Genomic DNA, 24,435 nt, shown 5'->3' on the forward strand with positions numbered 1-24,435 from the left:
GAGCCGGCGGCCTTTTTTTGCCTTCCAGGCCGGCGGCGTGTTGTTCCCGGAGCGCTTGCCCGAAGCGGCCGCGCGGGTCTAAGGCTGGCGTCTCCCCGCCAAGACCGACCGGCCCATGCCCCACACGCCCGACACCCTTCTCGCCTTTCTCGCGCAGAACGACATTTCCGGCACCACCTACGAGCATCCGCCCGTCCACACGGTGGCCGAATCCCAGGCGCTGCGCGGCGACATTCCCGGCGCCCACACCAAGAACCTGTTCCTGCGCGACGGGAAGAAGACCTATTTCCTGCTGACGCTCGCCGAGGATACCCCGGTGAACCTCAAGGCGCTGCGCGGCCCGCTGGGGGCCAAGGGCTCGCTCTCCTTCGCCTCGCCCGAGGCGCTCATGGAGCATCTCGGCATCCTTCCCGGCTCGGTGAGCCTGCTCGCCCTCGCCAACGATACCGAAGGCCGGGTCCGCTTCGCCATCGACGCCGCGCTCATGCGCGCCGACCTCGTGGGCTGCCACCCGCTCACCAACGCCCGCACCACCGTGCTCACGCCGGACGCCCTGCGCGCCTTCTTCCGCCTGACCGGCCACGAGGCGATGGAGGTGGAGATTCCGCCGGCCGGCGAGGCCTAAAGCCCCGCTCAACTGGCGCAGGACTTCAATTCGCGCAGGACTTCAATTGGCGCAGGGTTTCATGGCGCTCTCGTCGGAGCCGGCCTGCGCCAGCAGCGTTCGCAGATCGATGTCCTGGATCAACGTCACGAAATTGCCGCCCGGCTTCAGCCTGAGATAGGTGCTGAGCAGCAGCGGCCCGGCCGGCAGCGCGCTGCGCACGCATCCCTCCGCCGACACCGCGAGTGATCCGCTGGCGCGCCGTCCCTTCGCCAGCTCGTCCGATTTCAGCGCCAGCGCCTCGCTGCGCGCCGCCTCCAGCTTGCGCCGACCCTCTTCGGTGAGGCGGAACAGGGTGATGCGCATGCCCGCGCGCTCCTCCTCCTTGAGCGCCGCGAGGGCCTTCGGGTCCGTCTCCACCTCCAGCAGCGCCTGGACGGTCGTCTTGCGAGCCTCATCACCCTGGCGCCAGTAGGACATGACCACGAACGCCCCGCCGGGCACCGCCACGATCTCCTTGGGCGCGCGTACGGCCGCGCGCAGGACGGTCAGGTCCGCCGTTTCGAGATCGAGGGTGGCCAGCTGCGGCAGTGAGCTGATGGGCACATGGGAGCAGGCGCCAACCGACAGAACGAGCACCAGCAAGGCGAGCGCCCGCAAGGGCCAGGCATGGGCGAGAAAGAAACGCATCCGATCTCTCATTTTGGGTTGAATAATTACTGTTTTACGATAAAAAATGAATGCGTCAAGGAAAGGCTACTGATGTCCCCTCCGCCCCTCGACCCCAAACTCCATCGCGTGGTGCGCCTCGGGCGCGCCCTGTCGGTCGCAACCCTCGTGATCCTCCTGCTGCTGGTGGCATCCGGCCTCGGCATCTGGCTGTCGCCGGGGCTGGTGGAACGGGTGATCGTCCCGCGCATCGGCCTCGCCGGGCATCCCATCGCCCTCGATGGCGCGAGCCTCGCCGCCGGCCTCGCGATTTCCGCGATCCCGCTCGGCATCCTCGCCTACGGCCTGCTTCAGGTGCGCCAGATCTTCCGCGATTTCGGCCGCGGCGAACTCATCTCCGCCTTGCTCGCAGTGCGACTGGAACGCTTCGGCGCGGCGGTGGCGCTCCAGGGCCTGATCGCCCCCTTCGTCGGGGTCGCACTAAGCATCGCCCTCACCCTCAACAACCCGCCGGGCGCGCGCGCCATCGCCGTCTCGATTTCCAGCCATGACGTGGTGGCGGTGATCGTCGGCCTGCTCGTCATCGGGGTGGGGGCGGTCATGCGCGAGGCCGCGCGCATCGCCGAAGAAAACGCGAGCTTCGTCTGAGCGGGGAGGCTATGGGAGCACCATGCCCATCATCGTCAATCTCGACGTGATGCTGGCGCGCCGCAAGATGCGTTCGCGCGAGCTTGCCGAGCGCATCGGCATCACCGAGCAGAACGTCTCATTGCTCAAGTCCGGCAAGGTGCGCGGCGTGCGCTTCGACACGCTCGCCCGCATCTGCGAAACCCTCGGCTGCCAACCCGGCGACATTCTGGAATATGTGCCGGGGAAAGAGGACGCGGACGAGGCGGCGGACTAGCGCCCCGCCTCACCGGTCAGCCTGGGTCTCCTCCCGCCCGGGCGTCATAGGCGGCCTGCGCCGCCAGCACCGCCTCCATGTTGCGCTCGGCCCAGTGGGCGATAGCCGCCACCGCGTCGGTCAGCGTCCGGCCGAGGGGGGTGAGCGCATATTCCACAGTGACCGGCACCGTGGGGAAGACCGCCCGCGAGAGGAGCCCGTCGCGCTCCAGCTTCTTCAGCGTCTGCGACAGCACCTTCTGCGAGATGCCCTTGATGTCCCGTCTGAGGTGATTGAACCGCACGGGGCCGTCGCGCAGCCGGTCGAGGATCAGCACGGCCCATTTGTCGGCGATGCGGTCCAGCACCATGCGCGTCGGGCATTGCGCCTCATAGACATCGAAGGGCCAGGGGAGACGGCAGCTCTCGCCGGCCGGCTCAGGCGCGTTCTGCGGTTTCCCGGAAGTGACCATGTGAGTTCAAGGTGCTCTCTTTTGGGCTCGCTCGACCAGGAGTATGTATCCGATCGGAAGCTGGTTTCCAATGGAAACCTATCCTTGGATGCCCGCGCCACCGTGCGCCGGCGAGCAGGAGAGCGATCATGTCGGGTCAGATTCTGGTTTTCGCGGCCAACGGCAACGTGGGCCAGCCCCTGGTGCAGGCCCTTCTCGCGAAGGGCCTGCAGGTGAAGGCGGCATCCCGCACGGGCAAGGCCGTGGGCGGTGCGCAGGGCGTGGCGCTCGACATGGACGATCCATCTACCTTCGCCACAGCCTTCGCCGGCGTGGACCGGCTCTTCCTGCTGGCGCCCACCGGCTCCCTCGACATCACCGCCCGCCTCCTGCCCGTGATCGAGGCCGCGGCCGCCCGCAAGGTGAAGGTGGTGCTGATGACGGCCCTCGGCGTCGATGCGGACGACGCCATCCCCTACCGGCAGGTGGAACTGGCGCTGGAGCGCTCGGGCACGCCGTTCGTGATCCTGCGGCCGAACTGGTTCGCGGACAATTTCCACACCTTCTGGAAGGCCGGCATCGACCACGGCGTGATCGCCCTTCCCGCGGCCGAGGGCAAGACGAGCTTCATCGACGCCCGCGACATCGCCGAAAGCGCGGCGGCCGCCCTGACCACGGATCGCTTCGATGGGAAGGCCTTCAACCTCACCGGCCCCGAGGCGCTGACCTATGGCGAGGCGGCGGCCATCCTCGCGCGGGTGACGGGCAAGTCCATCGCCTACACGCCGGTGAGCGATGATGCCTTCGTCGGCATCCTCACCGGCGCGGGCGTGCCGGAGCCCTATGCGCGCTTCCTCGCCACGCTCTTCCACCCCGTCCGCGAGGGCTGGACGGCGCGCATCACCGCCGATGTGGAGACCCTGACGGGCCATGCGCCGCGTTCGCTCGCCACCTATGCGCAGATCAATGCGGCGCGGCTCGCCTGAGCCGCGTCACAGGTCCATGCGGTAGCGGACGAAATCGTCCGCCGCGACGAAGCTGTCGTAGAGCCGGCGGGCGGGGTTGTCCTGCCGTGTGTGCCAGTAGAGGCTGGACCAGCCCCTCTCCTTGCCCATGCGGACGAGGTCCGCGATCAGCGCCCGGCCGATCCCGCCGCCGCGGCAGGCGGGATCCACGAACAGGTCTTCCAGATAGCAGACGGGGTTGGCGACCCAGGTGCCCTCGTGCAGGACGCTGTTGGAGAAGCCGACCGGCTCCTCCCCGCGCCGTGCGATGCGGCCGATGATCGGCACCGAAGGATCGAGGATGCGTGCCCAGGTGCGGGCGGTGATGTCCGCCCCCACCTCGGTCTCGTAAAAGGTGTTGTAGCCCGCCCACAGGCGACGCCATGCGGCCTCGTCCTGCGGCTGGGCGTCGGCGATCAGCAGGGCCACATCCGTGCCCGGCTGCTCAGTTGCCGCCGTCCAGCAGGCGGCGGGCGATGACCTGCGCCTGGATCTCCGCCGCGCCCTCGAAGATGTTGAGGATACGCGCGTCGCACAGGATGCGCGACACCGGATATTCCAGCGCGAAGCCGTTGCCGCCGTGGATCTGCAGAGCGTTGTCCGCCGCCGCCCAGGCGACGCGCGCGCCGAGCAGCTTGGACATGCCGGCCTCGAGGTCCGTGCGGCGGCCTTCATCCTTGGCGCGGGCGGCGAAGTAGGTGATCTGGCGGGCGATCATGGTCTCCACCGCCATCATCACGATCTTGTCGGCGACGCGGGGGAAGTTGATGAGCGACTTGCCAAACTGGATGCGCTCCTCGGCATATTTCAGGCCCACCTCCAGGGCCGCCTGGGCCACGCCCACGGCGCGGGCGGCGGTCTGGATGCGGGCGCTCTCGAAAGTGGTCATGAGCTGCTTGAAGCCCTGCCCCTCCTCGCCGCCGAGCAGGTTCTTCGCCGGCACGGTGAAGCCGTCGAAGCCGATCTCGTATTCCTTCATGCCGCGATAGCCGAGCACCTCGATCTCGCCGCCGGTCATGCCCTCGGCGGGGAAGGGGTTCTCGTCGGAGCCGCGCGGCTTCTCGGCGAGCAGGATGGAGAGGCCCTTGTAGCCGGGCTCGGCCGGATTGGTGCGCACCAGCAAGGTCATGATGTCGGCGCGGACCGGATGGGTGATCCAGGTCTTGTTGCCGTTGACCTTGTAGACGTCTCCCTCCTTCACCGCGCGGGTGCGCAGCGAGGCGAGGTCCGAGCCGGTGTTGGGCTCGGTGAACACCGCCGTGGGCAGGATCTCGCCCGAGGCGATCTTGGGCAGGAAGTGGCCCTTCTGCTCATCCGTGCCGCCGGCGAGGATCAGCTCCGCCGCGATCTCCGAGCGGGTGCCCAGCGAGCCGACGCCGATATAGCCGCGCGACAGCTCCTCGGTGACGACGCACATGGCCTCCTTCGGCAGGCCGAGGCCGCCGAACTCCTCGGGGATGGTGAGGCCGAACACGCCCATTTCCGAGAGCTGGGAGATGATCTCCAGCGGGATGTACTCGTTCTTCAGGTGCCACTCGTGGGCGTGGGGGGCGACCTCCGCCTCCACGAAGCGATGCATCTCGGTGCGCATCGCCTCCGTGGTCTCGTCGAGGCCCGCCTCGCCGATGGTGCCGGCGAGGTGCGCGTCGCGGATGATGTCGGCGAGCGCGGCGCGGCTGGCCGCCGTGTTGCCGTTCTCCACCAGAGCCGCGATGGCCGGCTCTGCGGCCAGCGCCGCAATGGTCGCGCCGGAGACATAGAGATCGGGGAGCCGGACGATCTCGCCCTGGCTCATGGGAATGCCGCCGAGGATCTGCGCGACGTACTCGCCGAGGCCGATCTGCACGATCAGCTTCTCGGTGTCGCCGAACTTGCCCATCTCGGTCAGGCGGTCGGCATAGTGCACCAGCTCGCGCACGGAGAAGACATAAGTCGCGAGCCACGCGAGGCCGTGGGTGGCACGCTGCTCCTTCTCCAGCAGAGCGGAAGAGATGCGCCCGCCGTCCGTCACCTTGGCCTTCACCAGCGAGGTCGCCTCGGCCAGCAGCTTCTCCAGGCTGTCGGTCGCGACACGCCCGAGCGCCACGGCGTCGAATTCCCCGGTGGGCACGGACTGAACGGCGGCGCTGGCGGACATGAACTCTCCCCTTTGATTGTGCATTGCGCAATTGACCTATCCTTGCCCCGGAACCGGGCCAAGGCAACGCCTGATTACGAAAGCCGGGATCGGCCCGGATCAGACACCGCACCGCAAATGGTGCGGCGCATGCGCCTTGATACGGCATCCGCCGCCACGGTCGATCCGACTTTCGCCGTGAGGGGACCGAGCGGAAGCCGGCCGTCAGGGCGTCTCGCTTTGCACCTCGGCGAGGCGGGCGGCGAGCTCCTCGAGGTTCTCCCGCATGTGGACGCAGGCCGAGACCGCCGAGAACAGGGCCGTCAGCGTCTCCGAGCCCACCGCACCGAAGGCGCCCTGGGTATTCAGCTCCTCCACCCGCGCCTCCAGCGCCGCCACGGCCGCGCTGGCCGCATCGGCACGGGTGGCAAGGTCGGCAACGGGCAGGCCGTCCAGCCGGTCGGCGATGGCTGACATCTGGGCGGAGAGCGTCGTCGTCGCAGCCGTGAGGGCCGCAGAGACGAGGCCGGCGACGGGCTCGTCCAAGGGCCGGTCGGCGTTGCGCAGCAGGATGATGGCGGAATGCCACAGTCGCCGGGCGCCGCGCACGACAGGCGCGGGATCGGTCTGGGTGGTCAGGCGACCGGCCTGCTCCGCCCGCACCTCCACGAGGCGCAGGTCGGCCGCGCGCAAGGCGAGACGCGCCCCGGCGTTGAGCTGGTCGATGACCGATGGATCGATCCCCTGCCCCAGCAGGCCGCCGCGCCCGAGGTCCAGCAGCCGCGCGGTCAGTCGCAGCGCCTTGGCGCAGTGGGGAAACAGCTTCCCCAGCGCCCGCTCGGGCAGGATGAGGATGGCGCACAGGAGGCCCACCGCCCCGCCCAGCGTGATCTCCGCCACCCGCGTCAGCCCCGCCAGCCATGGCGCGACATCGCCCGGATGGGCCAGCATGACGATGATGACCGTCACCGGCGCCAGCTTGAAGCTCGGCGATCGGGCGGCCATGGCCGCAGCGATGAACAGCGCCAGCGACAGCACCACCAGCGTTTGGATCTGGGAGGGTCCGGCCACCATCGCCCCCGCGACGCCGACGACGCCGCCCGCCAGCGTTCCCAGCGCCCGGTCGATGGCCACCGACAGGCTGGCGCCCAATGTCGCCTGCACCACGAGCACGGCCGTGAGCACCGCCCAATAGCCGTTGGGCAGGGAGAACTGCTCCGCCAGAAGATAGGTGACGATGCCGGCGATGGTGGCCCGAAGCGCGAGCTTGAGGTGGGCGAGGGCAATGACCTTGCCCAGCCGATCCCGCAGCGTGGGAACGCCCGATGCGGCTTCCGGCGTTGCATCCTCGGGCGCGACCTCTGAACGCCCGGCGGCCGGGGATTCAGCCGGTGGCGGTTCAGCCGGGGAATTGGGCTGGCGCGGCATGGGAGATCTCGGCGGGTCCGGACGCCGGATCAGATGGCGCCGTGTCCTCGCTGTCTAGCCGAAGGGGCCGGCCGCCACCAGCCGGACGGTGGACGGGCACGGCCGGCGCTTGCCATTCCGGCCGGAAAGCCCGATTTGACTTGAAACGGGAGACCACATGCTGCGGCGCATCTACCATATCGTTCTGGATGCGTTCTGGACGTTCTCCGCCGACGACGGCTGGGCGATCGCCAGCCATATCGCCTTGTCCGCGCTCATGTCCCTGTTCCCGTTCCTCATCTTCGTCACCGCGCTCGCCGGCTTCCTCGACCTTCGGCCGCTGGCGCAGGAGACCATCCAGCTCATCCTGGAGACCTGGCCGGAGCAGGTGGCAGGGCCCATCTCCCGCGAAATCTACAACGTGGTGAACCAGGTGCGCACCGACGTGCTCACCTATGGCGTCGTCCTCGCCCTCTATTTCTCCTCCAATGGCATCGAGAGCCTGCGCATCGGCCTCAACCGCGCCTATGGTATGAAGGAGATGCGCGCCTGGTACTGGCTCCGGCTGGAATCCATCGGCTACGTGCTGATCGCCTCCGCCGCCATGCTGGCCCTCTCCTTCCTCGTGGTGCTGGGGCCGCTGCTGTGGCAGACGGCGGTGGCGCAGGTGCCTGCGCTGGCGCCCTTTTCCCGCGTCATCACCCTGCTGCGCTTCGGGGCCACCTCCATCATTCTGGTGGTGTCCCTGCTGGTGGCGCACCTGTGGCTGCCGGCGGGACGGCGCAAGCTCGCCGAGGTCGCCCCCGGCATTCTGGTGACGCTCGTCATGTGGCTGGTCGCCGCCACCGCCTTCGGCTTCTATCTGGCGGAATTCCCGGCCAACTATGTCACCACCTATGCCGGCCTCGCCTCGGTGATGATCGCGCTGGTCTTCCTCTACCTCACCGCTTCCATCTTCGTGTTCGGCGGCGAACTCAACGCCGCCATCAAGCGCGCCTTCTCGCCCCCCTCCTCCATCGAGGAGCCAGAGGCGATGAAGGCGCTGTCCTGAGGCGGCCATGCGCGCGCTCCTGCCCGAGCCGCGGCCGGACGGCCGCCAGTCGGAGACCGCAAGGGCGGTCCAGCGCGGGGTGCTGCGCCATCTGGCGCTGGCCGGCATGGCCGGGCTGCCGGAATTCTCGCTGGTGAGCGGACGGCGGGCCGACATCCTCGCCATGGGGCCGAAGGGCGAGATCACCATCATCGAGATCAAGTCGTCGGTGATCGACTTCCGCACCGATGCCAAATGGCACGAATACCGGGATTTCTGCGACCGGCTGATGTTCGCGGTGCCGATGGACTTTCCCGTCGAGATTCTGCCCGAGGAAACCGGCCTGTTCGTCGCCGACGCCTTCGGCGCCGAATGCCTCAGGCCTGCACCGCTCCATCCTTTGCCGGCCGCGACCCGCAAGGCGCTGACCCTGCGTTTCGCCCGCGCCGCCGCGACGCGGCTCGCTGTGCTCTACGACCCGGACCTGCTGCGCGCGGACGTGTAGGGATTGCAGTCACGCCGCCGGTGGGTCGCGCCAGCCGGGCGGGAGGCCGAAGGCGCTGGAGAAGCCGCGTTCCCCAGCCGGCGACAGGCGCAGCGCGCGGCTGTCCGTCGCGCGGTGCACCCATCCAAGATCCAGCGCCCGATCCAGCAGCGCCGCGCCCAGACGGCCGGCGAGGTGGGGCCGGCGCTCGCTCCAGTCGAGGCAGGTGCGGCAGAGCGGCCGCCGGCCCTTGGCCCCATCGTCGAGCGCGACGCCGAAATCGCAAAGGAGGCGGCGACCCGTGTCCGTCACCAGTCCGGCACCGTCGGTGAGGACCACGTGGCCGTTGGTGCAGAGGCTGTCGGCGAGGGCCACGGCAAGGCGGCCGGCCATGTGGTCGTAACAGGTGCGGGCGAGCCGCAGCGCGGCATCTCTGGGACCGATGGGACGATGGCGCTTCGGCCCACCCGCCGCGACGGTCATCAAAGCGTGAAGCGCCTGTGCCACATCCGCCGAGGCGAGGCGATAGTAGCGGTGGCGCCCCTGCTTCTCCACCTTGACCAGTTCCGCTTCGGCGAGCCGCGCCAGATGGCCGCTCGTGGTCTGCGGCGTCACGCCGGCGCGGTGCGCCAGTTCGCCCGCCGTCAGCGCCTGCCCGCCCATCAATGCCGAGAGGATGTTGGCGCGCGCCACGTCGCCGATCAGGCGGGCGACCTCGGCAACGGTATTTCCCGAAACCATGTTCGACATGCCGGAACGCTAGCCGCCCGCGCCGCCCGCGTCACCGCCGGATGCTTCGGCCCCGGCCGAAGCATGCCCGCGCTTTCCCCCGCTAGAGAGGCCGTGGAATGTTGAGTGAGGGACGCGATCACCATGGCCGGCAGGACACGATTCGGTATCGAGTTGCTTTTGCTTCTGGTGCTCTCGACGCTCTGGGGTGCGTCCTACACCTTCATCAAGGTCGGGGTGGAAACCATCCCGCCGCTGACCTTCATCGCCGCCCGGACCCTGATCGCCGGAGCCCTCCTCGCGGTCATCCTTCGGGCGCGCGGCATGCAGCTGCCGCAGGATCGGGCCACCTGGGCGCGCTTCCTGTTCCAGGCCGGGCTGAACAGCGTCGTGCCGTTCACCCTGATCGCCTGGGCCGAGCAGACCGTGGACGCGGGCGTCGCCACCATCCTCAACGCCACCTCCCCCATCTTCGCCTTCCTGCTGACGGCCCTCGTGACCCGGCATGAAGCCGTGACCGCCCGCAAGCTCGTCGGCGTTGCGGCAGGTCTTGCGGGGACGGGCTTCATCGTCGGCTTCGGGGCTCTGGGGGGATTTGGCCAGCAAGTGTGGGCCCAGCTCGCCATCGTCGCGGCGACGGTCTGCTATGCCGGCGCGGCCATCTTCGGCAGGTCGTTCAAGGGGCTCGACCCGATGATGCCGGCGGCGGGCTCCCTGCTCTGCGGCGCGGCGGTGCTCCTGCCGGTCAGCATCGCGGTGGACCGGCCCTGGACACTGGCGCCGAGCGCCGGCTCCCTCGTCGCGCTGGGGCTGCTGTCGGTCTTCTCGACCGCGCTCGCGTTCGTCATCTATTTCCGGCTGGTGCGGACGCTCGGCTCCATCGGCACCACGGCGCAGGCCTATCTCAGGGTGCCCATCGGCGTGGCGATCGGCGTCCTGTGCCTTGGCGAGACGCTGGCACCGGACGCCTGGATCGGCCTCGCCTGCGTCGTTGCGGGTGTCGTCGCCATGACGTGGCCGACGCGCAAGACTGCGTGACGGCAAAGACCGGCTCTTGCCGAGCGGGCTCCGCTAGCGCGGCGCCCTTTTGGCCAGAATCCGCTGCAGGGTGCGGCGGTGCATGGAGAGGCGGCGGGCGGTCTCTGAGACGTTGCGGCCGCACAATTCATACACCCGCTGGATGTGTTCCCAGCGCACCCGGTCCGCCGACATGGGGTTCTCGGGCGGAGTGGGCTTGTGATCGGCATTGGCGAGCAGCGCCGCCACCACGTCATCCGCATCGGCGGGCTTGGCGAGATAGTCCACGGCACCGAGCTTCACGGCCGTGACGGCGGTGGCGATGTTGCCGTAGCCGGTGAGGACGATGGCGCGGGCGCCGGGACGGTGCTTCTTGAGCGCGGAGATGACGTCGAGACCGGTGCCGTCGCCGAGCCGCATGTCCACCACCGCATAAGCGGGGGCCGAGGTTTCGACGCGGGCGAGGCCGTCCGCCACCGTCTCGGCGGTGGCCACCTCGAAGCCGCGGGCCTCCATGGCCCGTGCGAGGCGCTGGAGGAAGGACCGATCATCATCGACGATCAGAACCGACCGGTCGTCCCCCACCTCAGGCATCTCGTTCATCGCGTCTTCCTCAATCCCTCATCGGCAATGCCGGCAAACAAGCACGAGCTCCGGGGCTTTTACGCCGATACGCCCGTAGATTAATCCAATGCGCGTCCCTTTGTCGCGTCCCCATCCACCTCGATCGCCAGCGCCTTGCGCGGCCAGTGGATGCCGATGACCGCGCCGGTGGCCGGCGGGATGCGGTTTTCAAACGTCAGGTTGGCCCCGGTGCGCTCCAGCAGCGTCTTGGCGATGAAGAAGCCGAGACCGAGGCCACTCTCCGCCTCGAGGTCCGCATCCTGCCGCTCGCGGGCGCGGGAGGTGACGTAGGGCTGGCCGATGCGCCCGGAAATCTCCGGCGAGAACCCCGGCCCGTCGTCGGCGACGACGATGTCGAGGCCCGACGGGGTCCACTGGGCGCTGATGTCCACGCGTGTCGCGGCGAAATCGACCGCATTCTCCACGAGGTTGCCGAGGCCGTAGAGGAGGCCCGGATTGCGGGCGATGACCGGGGCGTCGGGATCATCCTTCACCGAGACCGCGATGGTGATGCCAAAATTGCGGTGCGGCTCCACCACCTCCTCCAGCAGCAAAGCCAGCGGCATGCGGTCGAACGGCGCGTCGCCGGACCTGAGCGAGGTCAGCGTCTGCAGGATGTCGCGACAGCGCGCCACCTGGTCGCGCAGCAGCGCCACGTCCTCGCTGTAGGGGCTGTTGTCGCCGATGGAGCGGTGCATCTCCTTCACCACCAGGGCGATGGTGGAGAGCGGCGTGCCCAATTCGTGGGCAGCAGCTGCGGCAAGGCCATCGATGGCCGTGAGGTGCTGCTCGCGGGCCAAGACCAGCTCTGTGGCGGCCAAAGCATCGGCCAGCTCCCGCGCCTCCTCCGCCACCCGCCACGCATGCATGCCGATGAACCCCACTGCCACCGACAGGGACACCCAAATACCAGCGAGATAGAGATCCGGCAGCACCGGCACATCGGGACCGGCCCACGGCAGCGGCCGGGTCCACAGGCCCACAGAGCCGGCGCAGGCCACCGCCAGGATGCCGAGCATCACCGTCGTGCTCCAGGCGAGCGCGGTGGCCGAGATCATCACCGGAGCGAGATAAAGCAACACGAACGGGTTCTTGAGCCCGCCGGTGAGGTACAGCAACGCCGTAAGCTGAAGCACGTCATAGGCGAGCAGAGGGCCTGCCGCTGCGTCGCCGAGCCGGCGGGCGACGGGATACTTGACCCGCAGGAGCACGTTCACCAGCGCCGAGAGGCCGACCACCGCGAGGCAGGACGTCAGCGGCAGCGGGAAGCCGAGGCCGAGATTGACCACGACCAGCGCCGCAATTTGGCCGGAAATCGCCAGCCAGCGCAGGCGAATCAGGGTGTCGAGGCGCAGGCCGAACGATCTGCCATGGGGCGGCGTTACAAAGGCGGTGGTCATGGAGTAACGATTCCGGTGTCCCGATGTGTGGAAGCGAGCCTCACGAAAGGGAATAGTGACCCTACTGCCATAGCAGCGGAACAATAGCGGCCTATGTCTTTTGTCGGCATTGACCAACCTTGGAAGTCGGCTCACGCTTGCGTCAACGTGCCGCCTTTCTAGGCAGCCAGTAACGGTGAGGACCACTCATGGCAATCGGCGAGTTCGCAAGTGCTACCCGGCTGCCGCGTCAAGGCGACGTTGGGCTCTCGACTCCGCTCTATTGGATGTACGAGATGGGCTATGCTGCGCTCAACCCATCCCGCGCCATGGCGGACGCCAGCCGGCTGTTCCTGAAAAATCCGATCAACCCGGTCTCGCATACCACCATCGGCAAGTCCATGGCGGCCGCATGCGAGTTGTTCGAGCGCACCACCCGCCGCTACGGCAAGCCGGACTGGGGCATCACCCACACCTCCGCGGCCGGCCAGACGGTGCCGGTGCACGTGAACACGGTGTGGGAGCGGCCGTTCTGCCGGCTGCTGCATTTCGAGCGCGCGTTCGAATATCCGCCGCGCCGTCCGCAGCCGCGCCTGCTCATCGTAGCCCCGGTGTCCGGCCATCACGCCACGCTGCTGCGCGGCACGGTCGAGGCCATGCTGCCCACCCACGACGTCTATGTTACCGACTGGATCGACGCGAAGCTGGTGCCCATGTCGGAAGGCCGCTTCAGCCTGTCCGACTATGTGGACTATCTGATCTCCATCTTCCACCGCATGGGCGGCAACTGCCACGTCATGGCGGTGTGCCAGCCGGCGGTGCCGGTGATGATGGCCATCGCCCGCATGGAAGCGGAGGAAGATCCCTTCGTGCCCAAGTCGATGGTGCTCATGGGCGGCCCCATCGACACCCGCGAGGCCCCCACCGCGGTGAACACGCTGGCCCAGGACCGCGGCATCGAATGGTTCCGCCGCAACGTCATCACCACCGTGCCGTGGCCGCATCCCGGCGCGCTGCGCGAGGTCTATCCGGGCTTCCTGCAGCTCAACGGCTTCATGTCCATGAACCTCGACCGGCACCTGCAGGCCCATTGGGACCTGTTCCGGCACCTGGTGCAGGGCGACGGCGACTCGGCCGAGAAGCACCGCGATTTCTACGACGAGTATCTCGCCGTCATGGACCTGACCGCGGATTTCTACCTGGAAACCGTGGAGAATGTCTTCATCACCCACGCCCTGCCCAAGGGCGAAATCATGCATCATTCGCAGGTGGTGAAGCCGGACCTCATCCGCCGCGTCGCGCTGATGACGGTGGAAGGCGAGAAGGACGACATCTCCGGCATCGGCCAGACCAAGGCCGCGCACAAGCTGTGCCCGCTGATCCCCGAGGACATGCGCGCCCATTGGGAGCAGCCGGGCGTCGGCCATTACGGCGTTTTCAACGGCTCGCGCTTCCGCTCGGAGATCGCGCCGCGCATTTCCGACTTCATCCTCTCTCAGGAATTCCGCAAAGATGGACGGGCCCGGCCCATGCCGGACCGCCCGGCGCCGGAGGCCGCGGGGGAGGAAGAGCCGGACGTGTTCGCCCTCAACAAGAATGTGACCGCGCTTTATCCCCGGATTGCGCCGACTTAGTACTGGCGGCGCGGCGAAATTCTTGGGAAGATACCGGAGGTAACTTCGCCCCGGCTGCCCAATGCTGTTTCGCCGCCAGACTCGCAATGAGGACCGCAAATCGTCGTTGACGCCCGGCGTCGAGACGATCGAGCTGTTGCTTGACGACGAGACGCTGCGGGTCGCGGTTCGCCGCCATCCGCAGGCGCGCCGGCTCACGCTCAGGGTGCGGGCGACCTCCCGGGACGTGACCCTTACCGCCCCGCCCCATGTGGCACTTTCCTTCGCCCGCGCCTTCGTGGAACGGCATCGCGAATGGGTGCGCGTGCGCCTCGTGCGCCTGCCGGAGGCGGTGCCGTTCGAGGATGGTGCCGTCATTCCCCTGCGCGGCGAGCCGCACCGCATCGTCCACCGCCCCGATGCGCGCGGAACGGTGTGGATCGAGCCGGCCGTCCGCGGCATGCCCACCCTCTGCGTCGCCGGCGAGGCGCCGCACATGGGGCGCCGCGTGCTGGACTTCCTGAAGAAGGAGGCCCGTCGCGACCTTGCCGCCGCGGTGAAGCATTATACGCAGGCGCTCGGCGTCGAGGTCGGCCGGCTCACGCTGCGCGACACGGCGAGCCGCTGGGGCTCCTGCTCGGCGCGGGGCGACCTCTCCTTCTCTTGGCGGCTGATCTTCGCGCCGGCCTTCGTGCTGGATTATCTCGCGGCCCACGAGGTGGCGCACCGCCTGGAGATGAACCACGGGGTGCGCTTCTGGCGGCTGGTGGAGCAGGTCTGCCCCAACCGCAAGGACGCGGAGGCGTGGCTGAGGCGCCACGGCTCCGAACTCCACCGCTATGGCGAAGGCTGAGCTTCGCGGCGTCCTCAGGCGACCTTCTTCCGGCCGAGGCTGATCGCGCCGGGGCCGGCGGCGAAATAGATCAGCAATCCGCCGATGATGCCCACGTTCTTGAGGAACTGGGTCTGCTGCGCCGCCTGGGCTGCCGCATCGGGGAAGGTCCAGAACATGTGCGAAATCATCGTCGCGACGACCGTGAAGCCCGCCATCCAGATGGCGGTCGCCCGCGGAAACAGACCGACGATGAGCAGCAGCGGCCCGACGACCTCGGTCGCGGCCGCGATCGGCGCCAGCACCTGCGGCAGGAGAACTCCCTTGCCGGCCAGAAAACCGGTGAAGCCGGAGAGATTGCTGAGCTTGCTGATGCCCGAGGGCAGGAACAGGGCCGCAAGGAAGATCCGTCCCACAAGCAGGGCGAGGTCATCAAGGGTACGCAAGGCGTCATCTCCAACACACACTTCCCCATGCGGAAGCCCGGCGAGTGTGTGATACCGCCGACGCTGCACTGCAACATCGGACAGGGAGGTTTCAGGACACTATTGCGTGTGGTCCCGCCCCGCCTCCTCGGCGGCGGCGAACATCAGCCGGGCCGCCACGGGAAGCGCAACCGAGAGCCCGGCAAAGCGGAAAAGATGGTGCGCGCTCATGAAGGCCGGGTCGTAGCCCATGGCGAAGCCAAGGGCCGTCATGGCCTCGAGCGCCCCCGGCGCGAAGGCCGTGACCAGCTTGCCGAGATCGTCGCCCGTCAGCCATGCGGCCAGCAAGGCGAACAGGGTGGAGATCGCCACCGCCACCAGAAAGGCCCCAAGCGAGGCGAGCACATAGGCCCGGATGGTGGCGAGCGACGTGCCGATGAAGCGCACGCCCACGCTGCCCCCCAGCACCACGAAGGCCGGGATGAGCAGTTCCGCCGGCAGCACGGCGGTGGACAGGCGGGTGGCATGAAGCACGGCGCTGCCGGCGAGCGCACCGAGGATCAAGCCGCCCGGTAGCTTCAACCGCGCCGCGAGCAGGGCCGCGCCGGTGCAGACGACGAAGAGGACGACAATCTCGCCGAGGGTCGAGACATGGGGCGGTGGCGGCACGCCGCCCGCCGTCATGCCCAGCGCGGCCAGCACGTTGGGCAGGGCCGCCACCAGCAGGAACAGCCGCAGCGTCTGGGCGAAGGCGACCTGCCGCAGGTCCGCGCTGGTGTCCGCGGCCATGGCGACCACGGTGCCGAAGGCGCCGGGCGCGGAGGCCCAGAAGGCGCTTTCCCGGCTCCAGCCAGCCACGCGGGTGAGGAAGAGGGTGCCGCCCGCCATGGTGCCGAGCACGCTGGCGCCGAGGCAGGCCATGCTCACCGGCCAGGTGGCGGCGCGGGCGAAGGTCTCCGGCGTCAGCATGGTGCCCATGGAGGTGCCGAGCACCACGAAGGCGAGGAAGCGCAGCCATTCCGGGACGTCGATGCGCACGCCCGCCAGCGCGAGGCCGATGCAGGCGACCAGCGAGCCCGAGATCCACGCCGCCGGCAGGCCCAGAAGCGCGAAGATCCCGCCGCCGAGAGCGCCGGCCCCCAGCGTTACAGCCGCCGAGGCGGCCGAGCGCATCCTGAAAGGCAATCCCCTCACGCGGCGTCCGATCCCGCAGGCCGGGTCCGTTCCAGCCGAGTCCCCTCCAGCCACGCCACAAGGCGCCGGCTCGCCTCGGCGAGCTGCGCGTCGCCCCGCGCGAAGCACAGGCGCATGAAGCCGTCGCCGCCAAGGCCGAAGGCGGTGCCGGGGGCGAGGCCCACATTGGCCTCGTCCACCAAAGTGAGGCCCAAGCTGCGCACGTCGCGCCGCCCCTCGATGCCGAAGAACAGATAGAAGGCGCCGGGGGGCTTCACGAGGTCCACGCGACCGGTGGCGAGCAGCGCATCGCCCACGAGGTCACGGCCGCGGCGGGCGCGGGCGATCTGCTCGGCGACGAACGGCTCGCCCTGTTCCAGCGCCGCGATGGCGCCGCGCTGCATGAAGGCGGCAACGCCGGAGGTGGAATACTGGATGAGGTTCTCGATGATCTGGCCAAGGCGCGGGTGCGCCTCCAGCCAGCCGATGCGCCAGCCGGTCATGGCCCAGTTCTTCGAGAAGGTCTGGACGAAGAGGATGTGGTCCTCCTCATCCATGATGTCGTGGAAGGACGGCGCCCGCCCCTCCTCGCCATAATAGAAGCGGCCGTAGATCTCGTCGGCGATGATCCACAGGCCGTGGCGGCGGGCCAGCGAAAGCACCGCCTTCAGGTCGTCCAGCGTCGCCACGAAGCCGGTGGGATTGGCCGGCGTGTTGAGGAAGATGGCGCGAGTCGCGGGCGTCACCGCCGCGGCGAGCCGGTCGTGATCGAGGGTGAAGCCCTCCGGCCCATAATTGAAGGGCACGTAGACGGGGCGCGCGCCCGCCTTCTGCGCCGCAGCCGCGGCGTTGGGCCAAGTGGGGGAGGGAATGAGCACCTCGTCCCCCGCCCCGGCCACCAGGGCCACGGCCACATGAATCGCCTGCATCCCCGAGCCGGTGACGAAATAGCGCTCCGGCGTTTCCGGCACGCCATAGAGGGCGCTCATGTAGCGGGCGATGGAGGCCCGCAGTTCCGGCAGGCCGCGCTGCCAGGTGTAGAAGGTCTCGCCGGCGTGGAGGGCGGCGGCCGCCGCCTCACAGATGAAAGGCGGGGTGGGCACATCGCCCTCGCCGGCCCACAGCGGGATCATGCCGGGCCGGTCGCGGCCGTAGTTCATCACCTCGACGATCCCGCTTTCGGGCAGCGCGCGGACATGCTCGCGCACGCGCTCCAGATAGGGATCTTCCACGGGCAAGGCGGAAACGGGCGCAGCAGGGGACATCATGGCTTGCTCGCGGGCACGAAGCGGGGTGGCGGCGCGGAGGGAAATCGGCGGGTGCGCCGGCGCGACTTATAGAGCCTCGGCGCGCCCGTGCGCCATCAAATGAAGTGGCGATCCGATCAGTCCCGGTGATGAATCGCGCCTTCCGTTACGGCATTGCACGGATGCAATGGCCTCTTGCGGAGCGGGGCCGTTGCCGGCGCGGGGGTGCGGTCCTACGTCCTGAGCACCACCCGCGCACCTCCGCGCCCTCGCCGGTTCAAACAGGATGCCCCCCATGTCGCAGACCGTCACCCCGGCCATCGATGCCGCCGCCATCGACCGCCTGTTCCTTTCCGCCCGCACTCAGAATGGCTGGACCGATGCCCCGGTCAGCGAGGCGGAAGTGCGCGCCCTCTATGATCTGGTGAAGTACGGCCCGACCTCCGCCAACACCCAGCCGGCCCGCTACGTGTTCCTCACCACCCCGGAAGCCAAGGAGCGCCTGCGCCCTGCCCTGCCGGAGAGCAACCACAAGATCCTGGCCGCGCCGGTGGTAGCCATCATCGGCTACGCCCTCGACTTCCACGACAAGATCCCCGAGCTGTTTCCGCACTACCCGCAGTTCCGCGACCTGTTCATCAACAATCCCGGGATGATCGAGCCCCACGCCTTCCGCAATTCCTCGCTGCAGGGCGCCTATCTCATCCTCGCCGCCCGCGCGCTCGGCCTCGATGTCGGCCCCGTCTCCGGCTTCGACGCGGCGAAGGTCGATGCGGAATTCTTCCCCGGTGGCACCACCAAGACCAATTTCATCGCGGCCATCGGCCATGGCGATGCCTCCAAGGTGATGCCCCGCCTGCCGCGCCTCGCCTTCGACGACGCCGCGCAGATCCTCTGATCTCCGCTCCAGAACGAAAAAAGGGCGCCCCACGGGGCGCCCTTTGCGTTTGGGCCCAAGGCCTCAGCTGAGAAGGCCTCAGTTGAGGCCGATGGTGGTGAGGTCCTGGAACCAGTGCTGGGCCTGCACGAAGCTCTTCACCTTGGGGGAGAGGGCGTGCGGGTTCACGTCGTGCACCACCCAGACCAGAACGGCGTCGTCCACCACCTGCTGGTGCACCTGGGCGAGCAGCTCGTCCTGCTTCTTGGTGTCGAAGGTGCGCTTCGCCTCGTCGATGAGGGCGTCTACCTTGGGGTTCGAGTAATAGCCCCAGTTCACGCCCACCGGCGCCACCTGCCGCGAATCGAAGAAGCGGATGAGGGCGTACAGCGGGTCGGAGGTGACATAGGCGATGTTGTTCGAGGTGATGCCCTCGTTCATCGGGTCCTTCGCCCCCTTGCGCCAGGCGGTGTAGAGCGCCTCCAGCTCCACCACCTTGAACTCCACATCGATGCCGATCTCCTTGAAGCTCGCCTGCAGGAACTCGTTCATGGGCAGGGACAGCATCTGTCCGGTGCCACCGGCGGCGATGATGAAGGTGGTCTTGAGCGGCTTTTCCTTGGAATAGCCCGCCTCCTGCACCAGCTTCTTGGCGGCCTCGGGATCATATTTGAGGTCGAAGGTGGGCTTGCCGAACCACGGGCTGGTCTTGTCCACCTGCCCCTTGGCGGGCTGGGCGAGACCGTTCATCAGCTCCACCACGCCCTCCCGGTCCACCGCGAGGTTCAGCGCCTTGCGCAGGCGGATGTCGGTCCAGGGCGAGCCGGGCAGCATGGAGAGGTGGTAGTTCCACACATGGGGCGTGACGTTGGTCACGATCTTCATGCCGGCAGCCTTGAGCTGCGGCACGGCGTCGGGCGCGGGGGTCTCGATGAGGTCCACCTGCCCGGCGAGCAGCGCGTTGGTGCGGGTCAGCGCCTCCGGCATGGGGATGAGGATCATCCGGTCGGTCTTGGGCAGGCGGGACTTGTCCCAGTAGTCGGGGTTCTTGACCAGCTCCAGCCGCTCGCGCGGCACCAGCTTGTCCTGTTTGAAGGGGCCCGTGCCCGAGGGGTTCTGGGCGAACTTGTCCCAGTCCTTGCCGAGCTTCTCGTACTGGGCCGGGCTCGACACCAGGAACCAGAGCATCTGGTAGGGGAAGAACGAATCCACGTCCTTGGTGGTGATCTCCACCGTCATGTCGTCCACCTTGCGCCAGGAGGCGATGGACGGCAGGCGGGTCTTCACCTGGGCGGACTGGCGCTTGTCGAACTGGGGTGCCTTCTCGTCCAGCACCTTGTCGAGGTTCCACACCACGGCATCGGCATTGAAGTCCGAGCCGTCGTGGAACTTCACGCCCTTGCGCAGGGTGAACAGCCACTTCTTGGGGTCGGCCGGGTCCACCTTCCACTCGGTGGCAAGGCCGGGCACCAGCTTGCCGGGCCGGTCGGCCACGTTCATCTCCCAGGCGACCAGCGGGTCGTACAGGGTGTAGCCGGTGAATTGATAGGCACCTGCCCCACGATCAGGCTGACCGGTGGTCTGCGGAATGTCCGCCATGGAGATGCCATAGCGGACCACGCTCTCCGCGCCCGCCGGCGCCGCCCCGGCAAGACCGAGGAAAAGCGCGGCGGCAAGAGAGGTTCGAAGCGTCCGGAAACGCAGCATCTATCGTCCTTCCGTGAGTAAGCCCCACGGAAGGAAGGCAAGAGATATGCCGTATGCTTCGCTTTGCGAAACGGGCGTCAGCGGTTGCGGCGGGGCGGCCGGTTCGAGGACTTGCCCGAGGACTTGCCCCAGTTGAACACGCGGTGCGGAAACACCTCGCCGTTCTCGCCGTCGCCGATGGCGATGAGCGCGCCCTGGCAGGACACCGCCACATGGCCCTCGACGATGGGGGCGTCGCGGCCCCGCAGGATGATGCTCTGGCCGCAGCGCAGGCGATGGGCCTCCTGCGGCGTGACGTTGAGCTGGGGGATCTCCTCCAGCGCCACGGCCACCGGATCGAGCGCATCCATCAGCGCCTCTTCGCTGGCCTCGGCGCGGTCGCGCAGCTCGTCGAGGGGCACGAGGCGCTCCTCCAGGAACGGCCCGACGCAAGCGCGACGCAGCTGGCAGATGTGGCCGCGCGAACCCAGCATGCGGCCGAGGTCGCGGGCGATGGCGCGCACATAGGTGCCCTTGCCGCACTCGGCCTCCAGCACCGCATGGTCGGCGTCCGGACGGTCCATCAGCTCGATGCGGAAGATGGTGACGGGGCGCGCCTCCAGCTTCACCTCCTCGCCCTCGCGGGCGAGGTCATAGGCGCGCTCGCCGCCGATCTTGAGCGCCGAATAGGCCGGCGGCACCTGCATGATCTCGCCGCGGAAAGTGGGCAGCGCCGCGATGATCTCGTCGTCCGAGGGGCGCAGATCGGAGGTCTCCACCGCCTTGCCCTCGGAATCGTCCGTGTCCGTCTCGGTGCCGAAGCGCACGGTGAAACGGTAGGTCTTGCGGCCGTCCATCACATAGGGAACGGTCTTGGTGGCCTCGCCGAAGGCGATGGGCAGGCAGCCGGAGGCCAGCGGGTCGAGGGTGCCGGCATGTCCGGCCTTCTTGGCCCCGAAGATGCGCTTCACCACCGCTACCGCCTGGGTGGAGGTCATGCCGGTGGGCTTGTCGAGCAGCACCCAGCCATCGAGGTCGCGCTTGGGCGCGCGGGGGCGGTTGTCCTGCTCGCGGCTGGCGCGGGGGGCGTCGCCGGCGGGAGGCGCTTCGGCCGCGTCAGGAGCGAGGGCGGTCTCGACAACGGATTCAACGATGGGCTCGGCGGCGGCTTCAGCCGCGGCTTCGGCAGTGGCTCGGACGGTCATTCGGCGTCGGTCTCTTTGTCGGTCGGAGTCTGGTCGGGCGCGTCCTCGGAATGGCTCTCAAGGGCATCGAGGTCGCGCTGCACCTGGGGGGAGCGCAGGAGGGCGTCCATGCGCGCGCCCTCGTCGAAGGACGTATCCTTGCGAAAGCGCAGCTCGGGCACGCTCTTCAGCTCCACGCGCCGCGCCACCTCGGTGCGCAGGCGGCGGGCATTGTCGGCCAGCGCCTTGATGACGGGCGTGATGTCCTTGCCGCCGAGGGGCATGACGTAGCAGGTGGCGATCTTGAGGTCCGGCGACATGCGCACCTCGGGCACCGTGATGATGTGCCCGGCGAGCACCGGATCGATATGGTCGCCGCGGGACAGCACGTCGGCCAGGGCGTGGCGGACAAGCTCGCCCACGCGCAGCATGCGCTGGGAGGGGCCGCCTCCCGTGCGGGTATCGGGTTTCATTTTTGCTTCTGCTTCGTTCGGCGCCGGCAAAGCCGTGGCGCCTTCTCCTCGATTGTGGAGCGGACGGGCTTGGACCGTACCGTTCCGGTTAAGCGTCGACGCCTCCGGCCTTTTCCCGTTCGGGGAAGAGACCGGAGGCGGAAACGTCGAGCGTTGCGCCCGTCGTCAGGTCACAGCGAGCGCTGGATCACCTCGACGCGGTAGCACTCGATCACGTCGCCCGCGCGCATGTCCTGGTAGTTCTCGAAGGACATGCCGCAATCCTGGCCGGCGTTCACGGTGTTCACCGCATCCTTGAAGCGGTTGAGCGTCGCAAGCTTGCCCTCGTGGATCACCACGTTGTCGCGGATCAGGCGCACGTGCTGGCCCTTCTCCACGATACCGTCGGTGACCTGGCAGCCCGCCACCTTGCCCACCTTGGAGACCAGGAAGATCTCCTTGATGAGGGCGTTGCCCAGCATGGTCTCGCGGTTGATGGGCGCGAGCAGGCCGCTCATGGCCTTCTTCACGTCATCCACGAGGTCGTAGATGATGTTGTAGTAGCGGATCTCGATACCCGCCCGATCGGCCGCGTCGCGCGCTTCCTTGTTGGCGCGCACGTTGAAGGCGATGATCGCGGCGCCGGAGGTTTCCGCCAGCGTCACGTCGCTTTCGTTGATGCCGCCCGCGCCGGAATGGATGATGCGGGCCTGCACCTCGTCGTTGCCGACCTTCTCCAGCGCGCCGATGATGGCTTCCACCGAGCCCGACACGTCGCCCTTGATGATGAGGGGGAATTCCTTCCGCCCCGAAGCCTTCACCTGGCTCATCATCTGCTCCAGCGAGCCGCGGATGGTGGCGGAACGGGCCGCCGCCTTCTCGCGCTTCTGGCGCTGGCGGTAATCGGTGATCTCGCGGGCGCGGGCTTCATTCTCCACCACCGCGAGGCGGTCACCCGCCTCCGGTGTGCCGTTGAAGCCCAGCACCTCCACGGGCAGGGAGGGGCCGGCCGCGTCCACGGTGGCACCGGTATCGGAGATGAGGGCGCGCACGCGGCCCCACTCGGCACCGGCCACCACGATGTCGCCCACGTGCAGGGTACCGCGCTGGACGAGGACGGTGGCCACGGGGCCCCGGCCGCGATCGAGCTTTGCTTCCACCACGGTGCCTTCGGCGTCGCGGTTCGGATTGGCGCGCAGGTCGAGCAGTTCCGACTGGAGGGCGATGGCCTCCAGGAGCTTGTCGAGGTTGAGATGCTCCTTGGCGGAGACCTCCACCTCGAGCGTCTCGCCGCCCATGCTCTCCACCTGCACTTCGTACTGAAGCAGTTCGGAGCGCACGCGCTCGGGCTTGGCGCCGGGCTTGTCGATCTTGTTGATCGCCACGATCAGCGGCACCCGCGCCGCGCGGGCGTGGTTGATGGCTTCCACCGTCTGGGGCATCACGCCGTCGTCGGCCGCCACCACCAGCACCACGATGTCCGTCACCTTGGCGCCACGGGCACGCATGGCGGTGAAGGCGGCGTGGCCGGGGGTGTCGATGAAGGTGATCTTCGAGCCCGAGGGCGCGGTCACCTGGTAGGCGCCGATGTGCTGGGTGATGCCGCCGGCCTCGCCGGAGACCACGTTCGCCTTGCGGATGGCATCCAGCAGCGAGGTCTTGCCGTGGTCGACGTGGCCCATGATGGTCACGACGGCCGGGCGCGGCAGCAGGGTCTCGGGGGCGTCCGGGGTATCGAACAGGCCTTCCTCGACGTCGCTCTCCGACACGCGGCGGACGGTGTGGCCGAGATCCTCGGCGATGAGCTCGGCGGTATCGGCGTCGATCACGTCGGTGATCTTCACCATCTGCCCCTGCTTCATCAGCATGCGGATCACGTCCACGGCCCGCTCCGACATGCGGTTGGCGAGTTCCTGGATGGTGATGGTCTCGGGCAGGATCACCTCGCGGGCAATCTTTTCCTTGCTCTCCTGCTGCCGGTGCCCGGTCATGCGCTGGGTGCGGCGGCGGAACGAGGCGACCGAACGCTGGCGCTCTTCTTCACCCGACTGGGCGGTGACGAGCGTCAGGCGGCCGCGCTGCTTCTCCTGGCCGGCGGGGGCACGGGGCACCTTGACCGGGGCGACCGGACGCGCGGCGGGGCCGCGGCGCACGGCACCGCCCCCACGGCGCTCCTCTTCCTCGCTGCCACCTTCCGCCGGAGCGGTGGTACCAGCCGGACGCGGGGTGAGCGGACGCGCGGTGGTCGTGCCGGCGGGACGGGCGCTCGCGCCCTGCTCCTCGCCGCCGAAGCGCTTGCGCGCTTCCTGCTCGGCCTTGCGCTTCTTGTCTTCTTCCTGGGCGCGGCGGGCCTCGTCCTCGCGCTTGCGGGCCTCGGCGGCCTCACGCTCGGCGCGCTCGGCACGCTCGCGCTCGGCGCGGCGACGGGCCTCCTCCTCGGCCGCGCGGCGCTCCTCGGCCATGCGCTGCTCTTCGACCGCGCGGACGCGGGCGTCGGCCAGCGCGCTGGCGCGGGCGTTGCGCTCTTCCTCGGTCAGCGTGCGCAGCAC

General features: G+C 68.5%; 25 protein-coding genes. 10 read left to right on the forward strand and 15 right to left on the reverse strand.

The features are described 5' to 3' along the window. Positions 1-115: 115 nt before the first annotated feature. Positions 116-625 carry a prolyl-tRNA synthetase associated domain-containing protein gene (locus tag ACE3QW_RS05250; RefSeq protein WP_374250724.1) on the forward strand — a complete coding sequence of 170 codons (510 nt, stop codon included), beginning with the start codon at positions 116-118 and terminating at the stop codon, positions 623-625. Positions 626-667: 42 nt separating this feature from the next. Here the strand turns inward: ACE3QW_RS05250 and ACE3QW_RS05255 are convergent, their stop codons facing one another. Then, entirely contained in the window at positions 668-1,294 is a 627-nt protein-coding gene (locus tag ACE3QW_RS05255; protein ID WP_250167751.1) for a hypothetical protein, read from the reverse strand. 72 nt (positions 1,295-1,366) lie between these two features. On the opposite strand from ACE3QW_RS05255, the gene ACE3QW_RS05260 reads away from it, so the two are divergent. After that, on the forward strand, positions 1,367-1,921 hold the full coding sequence (locus tag ACE3QW_RS05260) for a DUF2975 domain-containing protein (protein ID WP_250167750.1): 555 nt from the start codon (positions 1,367-1,369) through the stop codon (positions 1,919-1,921). Positions 1,922-1,943: 22 nt separating this feature from the next. After that, entirely contained in the window at positions 1,944-2,177 is a 234-nt protein-coding gene (locus ACE3QW_RS05265) for a helix-turn-helix transcriptional regulator (RefSeq protein ID WP_250167749.1), read from the forward strand. Positions 2,178-2,193: 16 nt separating this feature from the next. Here ACE3QW_RS05265 and ACE3QW_RS05270 read toward each other — a convergent pair whose 3' ends face one another. After that, positions 2,194-2,526: a winged helix-turn-helix transcriptional regulator gene (locus tag ACE3QW_RS05270; protein WP_374250736.1), complete on the reverse strand. Its 333-nt coding sequence runs from the start codon at positions 2,524-2,526 to the stop codon at positions 2,194-2,196. Between the two features lie 230 nt (positions 2,527-2,756). Here ACE3QW_RS05270 and ACE3QW_RS05275 point away from each other — a divergent pair, with 230 nt between their 5' ends. Continuing rightward, positions 2,757-3,593 carry an SDR family oxidoreductase gene (locus ACE3QW_RS05275; RefSeq protein ID WP_374250725.1) on the forward strand — a complete coding sequence of 279 codons (837 nt, stop codon included), beginning with the start codon at positions 2,757-2,759 and terminating at the stop codon, positions 3,591-3,593. Between the two features lie 6 nt (positions 3,594-3,599). Here the strand turns inward: ACE3QW_RS05275 and ACE3QW_RS05280 are convergent, their stop codons facing one another. From ACE3QW_RS05280 to ACE3QW_RS05290, 3 genes are all read right to left on the reverse strand, one after another. Further along, positions 3,600-4,034 (reverse strand): N-acetyltransferase family protein, encoded by a 435-nt coding sequence (locus tag ACE3QW_RS05280; protein ID WP_374250737.1) that lies wholly within the window; start codon positions 4,032-4,034, stop codon positions 3,600-3,602. Positions 4,035-4,056: 22 nt separating this feature from the next. Next, a complete protein-coding gene (locus ACE3QW_RS05285; RefSeq protein ID WP_374250726.1) occupies positions 4,057-5,748 on the reverse strand; it encodes an acyl-CoA dehydrogenase family protein in 1,692 nt (563 codons plus the stop codon). A gap of 204 nt (positions 5,749-5,952) precedes the next feature. Continuing rightward, on the reverse strand, positions 5,953-7,155 hold the full coding sequence (locus tag ACE3QW_RS05290) for an FUSC family protein (protein WP_374250727.1): 1,203 nt from the start codon (positions 7,153-7,155) through the stop codon (positions 5,953-5,955). A 157-nt stretch (positions 7,156-7,312) separates the two neighbouring features. Here ACE3QW_RS05290 and ACE3QW_RS05295 point away from each other — a divergent pair, with 157 nt between their 5' ends. Then, positions 7,313-8,185 carry a YihY/virulence factor BrkB family protein gene (locus tag ACE3QW_RS05295; RefSeq protein ID WP_029556440.1) on the forward strand — a complete coding sequence of 291 codons (873 nt, stop codon included), beginning with the start codon at positions 7,313-7,315 and terminating at the stop codon, positions 8,183-8,185. A gap of 7 nt (positions 8,186-8,192) precedes the next feature. After that, positions 8,193-8,669, forward strand: a complete 477-nt coding sequence (locus tag ACE3QW_RS05300) for an MmcB family DNA repair protein (protein ID WP_024281300.1) — start codon at positions 8,193-8,195, stop codon at positions 8,667-8,669. A 9-nt stretch (positions 8,670-8,678) separates the two neighbouring features. On the opposite strand, the gene ACE3QW_RS05305 is transcribed toward ACE3QW_RS05300, so the two are convergent. Continuing rightward, a complete protein-coding gene (locus ACE3QW_RS05305) occupies positions 8,679-9,389 on the reverse strand; it encodes an ArsR/SmtB family transcription factor (RefSeq protein WP_374250739.1) in 711 nt (236 codons plus the stop codon). 132 nt (positions 9,390-9,521) lie between these two features. On the opposite strand from ACE3QW_RS05305, the gene ACE3QW_RS05310 reads away from it, so the two are divergent. Continuing rightward, positions 9,522-10,415 (forward strand): DMT family transporter, encoded by an 894-nt coding sequence (locus ACE3QW_RS05310; protein ID WP_374250740.1) that lies wholly within the window; start codon positions 9,522-9,524, stop codon positions 10,413-10,415. A gap of 33 nt (positions 10,416-10,448) precedes the next feature. On the opposite strand, the gene ACE3QW_RS05315 is transcribed toward ACE3QW_RS05310, so the two are convergent. Continuing rightward, positions 10,449-10,997: an ActR/PrrA/RegA family redox response regulator transcription factor gene (locus ACE3QW_RS05315; protein ID WP_024281303.1), complete on the reverse strand. Its 549-nt coding sequence runs from the start codon at positions 10,995-10,997 to the stop codon at positions 10,449-10,451. Between the two features lie 80 nt (positions 10,998-11,077). After that, a complete protein-coding gene (locus tag ACE3QW_RS05320; protein WP_029556437.1) occupies positions 11,078-12,418 on the reverse strand; it encodes an ActS/PrrB/RegB family redox-sensitive histidine kinase in 1,341 nt (446 codons plus the stop codon). A 188-nt stretch (positions 12,419-12,606) separates the two neighbouring features. Between ACE3QW_RS05320 and ACE3QW_RS05325 the strand changes: the two genes are divergently transcribed. Together ACE3QW_RS05325 and ACE3QW_RS05330 are read left to right on the forward strand one after the other, a co-directional pair. Beyond that, positions 12,607-14,031 carry a polyhydroxyalkanoate depolymerase gene (locus ACE3QW_RS05325; protein ID WP_029556436.1) on the forward strand — a complete coding sequence of 475 codons (1,425 nt, stop codon included), beginning with the start codon at positions 12,607-12,609 and terminating at the stop codon, positions 14,029-14,031. A gap of 106 nt (positions 14,032-14,137) precedes the next feature. Next, positions 14,138-14,863: a M48 family metallopeptidase gene (locus ACE3QW_RS05330; protein ID WP_374250728.1), complete on the forward strand. Its 726-nt coding sequence runs from the start codon at positions 14,138-14,140 to the stop codon at positions 14,861-14,863. Between the two features lie 14 nt (positions 14,864-14,877). Here the strand turns inward: ACE3QW_RS05330 and ACE3QW_RS05335 are convergent, their stop codons facing one another. The 3 genes from ACE3QW_RS05335 to ACE3QW_RS05345 all read right to left on the reverse strand — a co-directional run bounded on the left by ACE3QW_RS05335 (position 14,878) and on the right by ACE3QW_RS05345 (position 17,708). Continuing rightward, on the reverse strand, positions 14,878-15,288 hold the full coding sequence (locus ACE3QW_RS05335) for a DoxX family protein (protein ID WP_024281307.1): 411 nt from the start codon (positions 15,286-15,288) through the stop codon (positions 14,878-14,880). 99 nt (positions 15,289-15,387) lie between these two features. Further along, entirely contained in the window at positions 15,388-16,440 is a 1,053-nt protein-coding gene (locus tag ACE3QW_RS05340; protein ID WP_024281308.1) for an AbrB family transcriptional regulator, read from the reverse strand. 17 nt (positions 16,441-16,457) lie between these two features. Further along, complete coding sequence (locus ACE3QW_RS05345) at positions 16,458-17,708, reverse strand: pyridoxal phosphate-dependent aminotransferase (protein WP_374250729.1); 1,251 nt, start codon at positions 17,706-17,708, stop codon at positions 16,458-16,460. 274 nt (positions 17,709-17,982) lie between these two features. On the opposite strand from ACE3QW_RS05345, the gene ACE3QW_RS05350 reads away from it, so the two are divergent. Next, entirely contained in the window at positions 17,983-18,585 is a 603-nt protein-coding gene (locus tag ACE3QW_RS05350; RefSeq protein ID WP_374250730.1) for a malonic semialdehyde reductase, read from the forward strand. A 78-nt stretch (positions 18,586-18,663) separates the two neighbouring features. Here ACE3QW_RS05350 and ACE3QW_RS05355 read toward each other — a convergent pair whose 3' ends face one another. The 4 genes from ACE3QW_RS05355 to infB all read right to left on the reverse strand — a co-directional run. Then, positions 18,664-20,271: an ABC transporter substrate-binding protein gene (locus ACE3QW_RS05355; protein ID WP_374250731.1), complete on the reverse strand. Its 1,608-nt coding sequence runs from the start codon at positions 20,269-20,271 to the stop codon at positions 18,664-18,666. Positions 20,272-20,348: 77 nt separating this feature from the next. Further along, a complete protein-coding gene (gene truB, locus ACE3QW_RS05360; protein ID WP_374250733.1) occupies positions 20,349-21,455 on the reverse strand; it encodes a tRNA pseudouridine(55) synthase TruB in 1,107 nt (368 codons plus the stop codon). Beyond that, positions 21,452-21,907 carry a 30S ribosome-binding factor RbfA gene (gene rbfA, locus ACE3QW_RS05365; RefSeq protein WP_024281313.1) on the reverse strand — a complete coding sequence of 152 codons (456 nt, stop codon included), beginning with the start codon at positions 21,905-21,907 and terminating at the stop codon, positions 21,452-21,454. The genes truB and rbfA overlap by 4 nt, the downstream gene beginning before the upstream one ends. A gap of 170 nt (positions 21,908-22,077) precedes the next feature. Then, a partial coding sequence (infB, locus tag ACE3QW_RS05370; protein WP_374250734.1) for a translation initiation factor IF-2 occupies positions 22,078-24,435 on the reverse strand: 2,358 nt, incomplete at its 5' end.

It is taken from the genome of Xanthobacter sp. (assembly GCF_041911315.1).
Lineage (GTDB): Bacteria > Pseudomonadota > Alphaproteobacteria > Rhizobiales > Xanthobacteraceae > Xanthobacter > Xanthobacter aminoxidans.

What these genes read in the sequence shown, in the direction of transcription:
- ACE3QW_RS05250 (WP_374250724.1), top strand. Translation starts at nt 116, where the DNA reads ATGCCCCACACGCCCGACACCCTTCTCGCCTTTCTCGCGCAGAACGAC.
- ACE3QW_RS05255 (WP_250167751.1), bottom strand. Translation starts at nt 1,294, where the DNA reads ATGCGTTTCTTTCTCGCCCATGCCTGGCCCTTGCGGGCGCTCGCCTTG.
- ACE3QW_RS05260 (WP_250167750.1), top strand. Translation starts at nt 1,367, where the DNA reads ATGTCCCCTCCGCCCCTCGACCCCAAACTCCATCGCGTGGTGCGCCTC.
- ACE3QW_RS05265 (WP_250167749.1), top strand. Translation starts at nt 1,944, where the DNA reads ATGCCCATCATCGTCAATCTCGACGTGATGCTGGCGCGCCGCAAGATG.
- ACE3QW_RS05270 (WP_374250736.1), bottom strand. Translation starts at nt 2,526, where the DNA reads ATGGTGCTGGACCGCATCGCCGACAAATGGGCCGTGCTGATCCTCGAC.
- ACE3QW_RS05275 (WP_374250725.1), top strand. Translation starts at nt 2,757, where the DNA reads ATGTCGGGTCAGATTCTGGTTTTCGCGGCCAACGGCAACGTGGGCCAG.
- ACE3QW_RS05285 (WP_374250726.1), bottom strand. Translation starts at nt 5,748, where the DNA reads ATGTCCGCCAGCGCCGCCGTTCAGTCCGTGCCCACCGGGGAATTCGAC.
- ACE3QW_RS05290 (WP_374250727.1), bottom strand. Translation starts at nt 7,155, where the DNA reads ATGCCGCGCCAGCCCAATTCCCCGGCTGAACCGCCACCGGCTGAATCC.
- ACE3QW_RS05295 (WP_029556440.1), top strand. Translation starts at nt 7,313, where the DNA reads ATGCTGCGGCGCATCTACCATATCGTTCTGGATGCGTTCTGGACGTTC.
- ACE3QW_RS05300 (WP_024281300.1), top strand. Translation starts at nt 8,193, where the DNA reads ATGCGCGCGCTCCTGCCCGAGCCGCGGCCGGACGGCCGCCAGTCGGAG.
- ACE3QW_RS05305 (WP_374250739.1), bottom strand. Translation starts at nt 9,389, where the DNA reads ATGGTTTCGGGAAATACCGTTGCCGAGGTCGCCCGCCTGATCGGCGAC.
- ACE3QW_RS05310 (WP_374250740.1), top strand. Translation starts at nt 9,522, where the DNA reads ATGGCCGGCAGGACACGATTCGGTATCGAGTTGCTTTTGCTTCTGGTG.
- ACE3QW_RS05315 (WP_024281303.1), bottom strand. Translation starts at nt 10,997, where the DNA reads ATGAACGAGATGCCTGAGGTGGGGGACGACCGGTCGGTTCTGATCGTC.
- ACE3QW_RS05320 (WP_029556437.1), bottom strand. Translation starts at nt 12,418, where the DNA reads ATGACCACCGCCTTTGTAACGCCGCCCCATGGCAGATCGTTCGGCCTG.
- ACE3QW_RS05325 (WP_029556436.1), top strand. Translation starts at nt 12,607, where the DNA reads ATGGCAATCGGCGAGTTCGCAAGTGCTACCCGGCTGCCGCGTCAAGGC.
- ACE3QW_RS05340 (WP_024281308.1), bottom strand. Translation starts at nt 16,440, where the DNA reads ATGCGCTCGGCCGCCTCGGCGGCTGTAACGCTGGGGGCCGGCGCTCTC.
- ACE3QW_RS05345 (WP_374250729.1), bottom strand. Translation starts at nt 17,708, where the DNA reads ATGATGTCCCCTGCTGCGCCCGTTTCCGCCTTGCCCGTGGAAGATCCC.
- ACE3QW_RS05350 (WP_374250730.1), top strand. Translation starts at nt 17,983, where the DNA reads ATGTCGCAGACCGTCACCCCGGCCATCGATGCCGCCGCCATCGACCGC.
- ACE3QW_RS05355 (WP_374250731.1), bottom strand. Translation starts at nt 20,271, where the DNA reads ATGCTGCGTTTCCGGACGCTTCGAACCTCTCTTGCCGCCGCGCTTTTC.
- truB (WP_374250733.1), bottom strand. Translation starts at nt 21,455, where the DNA reads ATGACCGTCCGAGCCACTGCCGAAGCCGCGGCTGAAGCCGCCGCCGAG.
- rbfA (WP_024281313.1), bottom strand. Translation starts at nt 21,907, where the DNA reads ATGAAACCCGATACCCGCACGGGAGGCGGCCCCTCCCAGCGCATGCTG.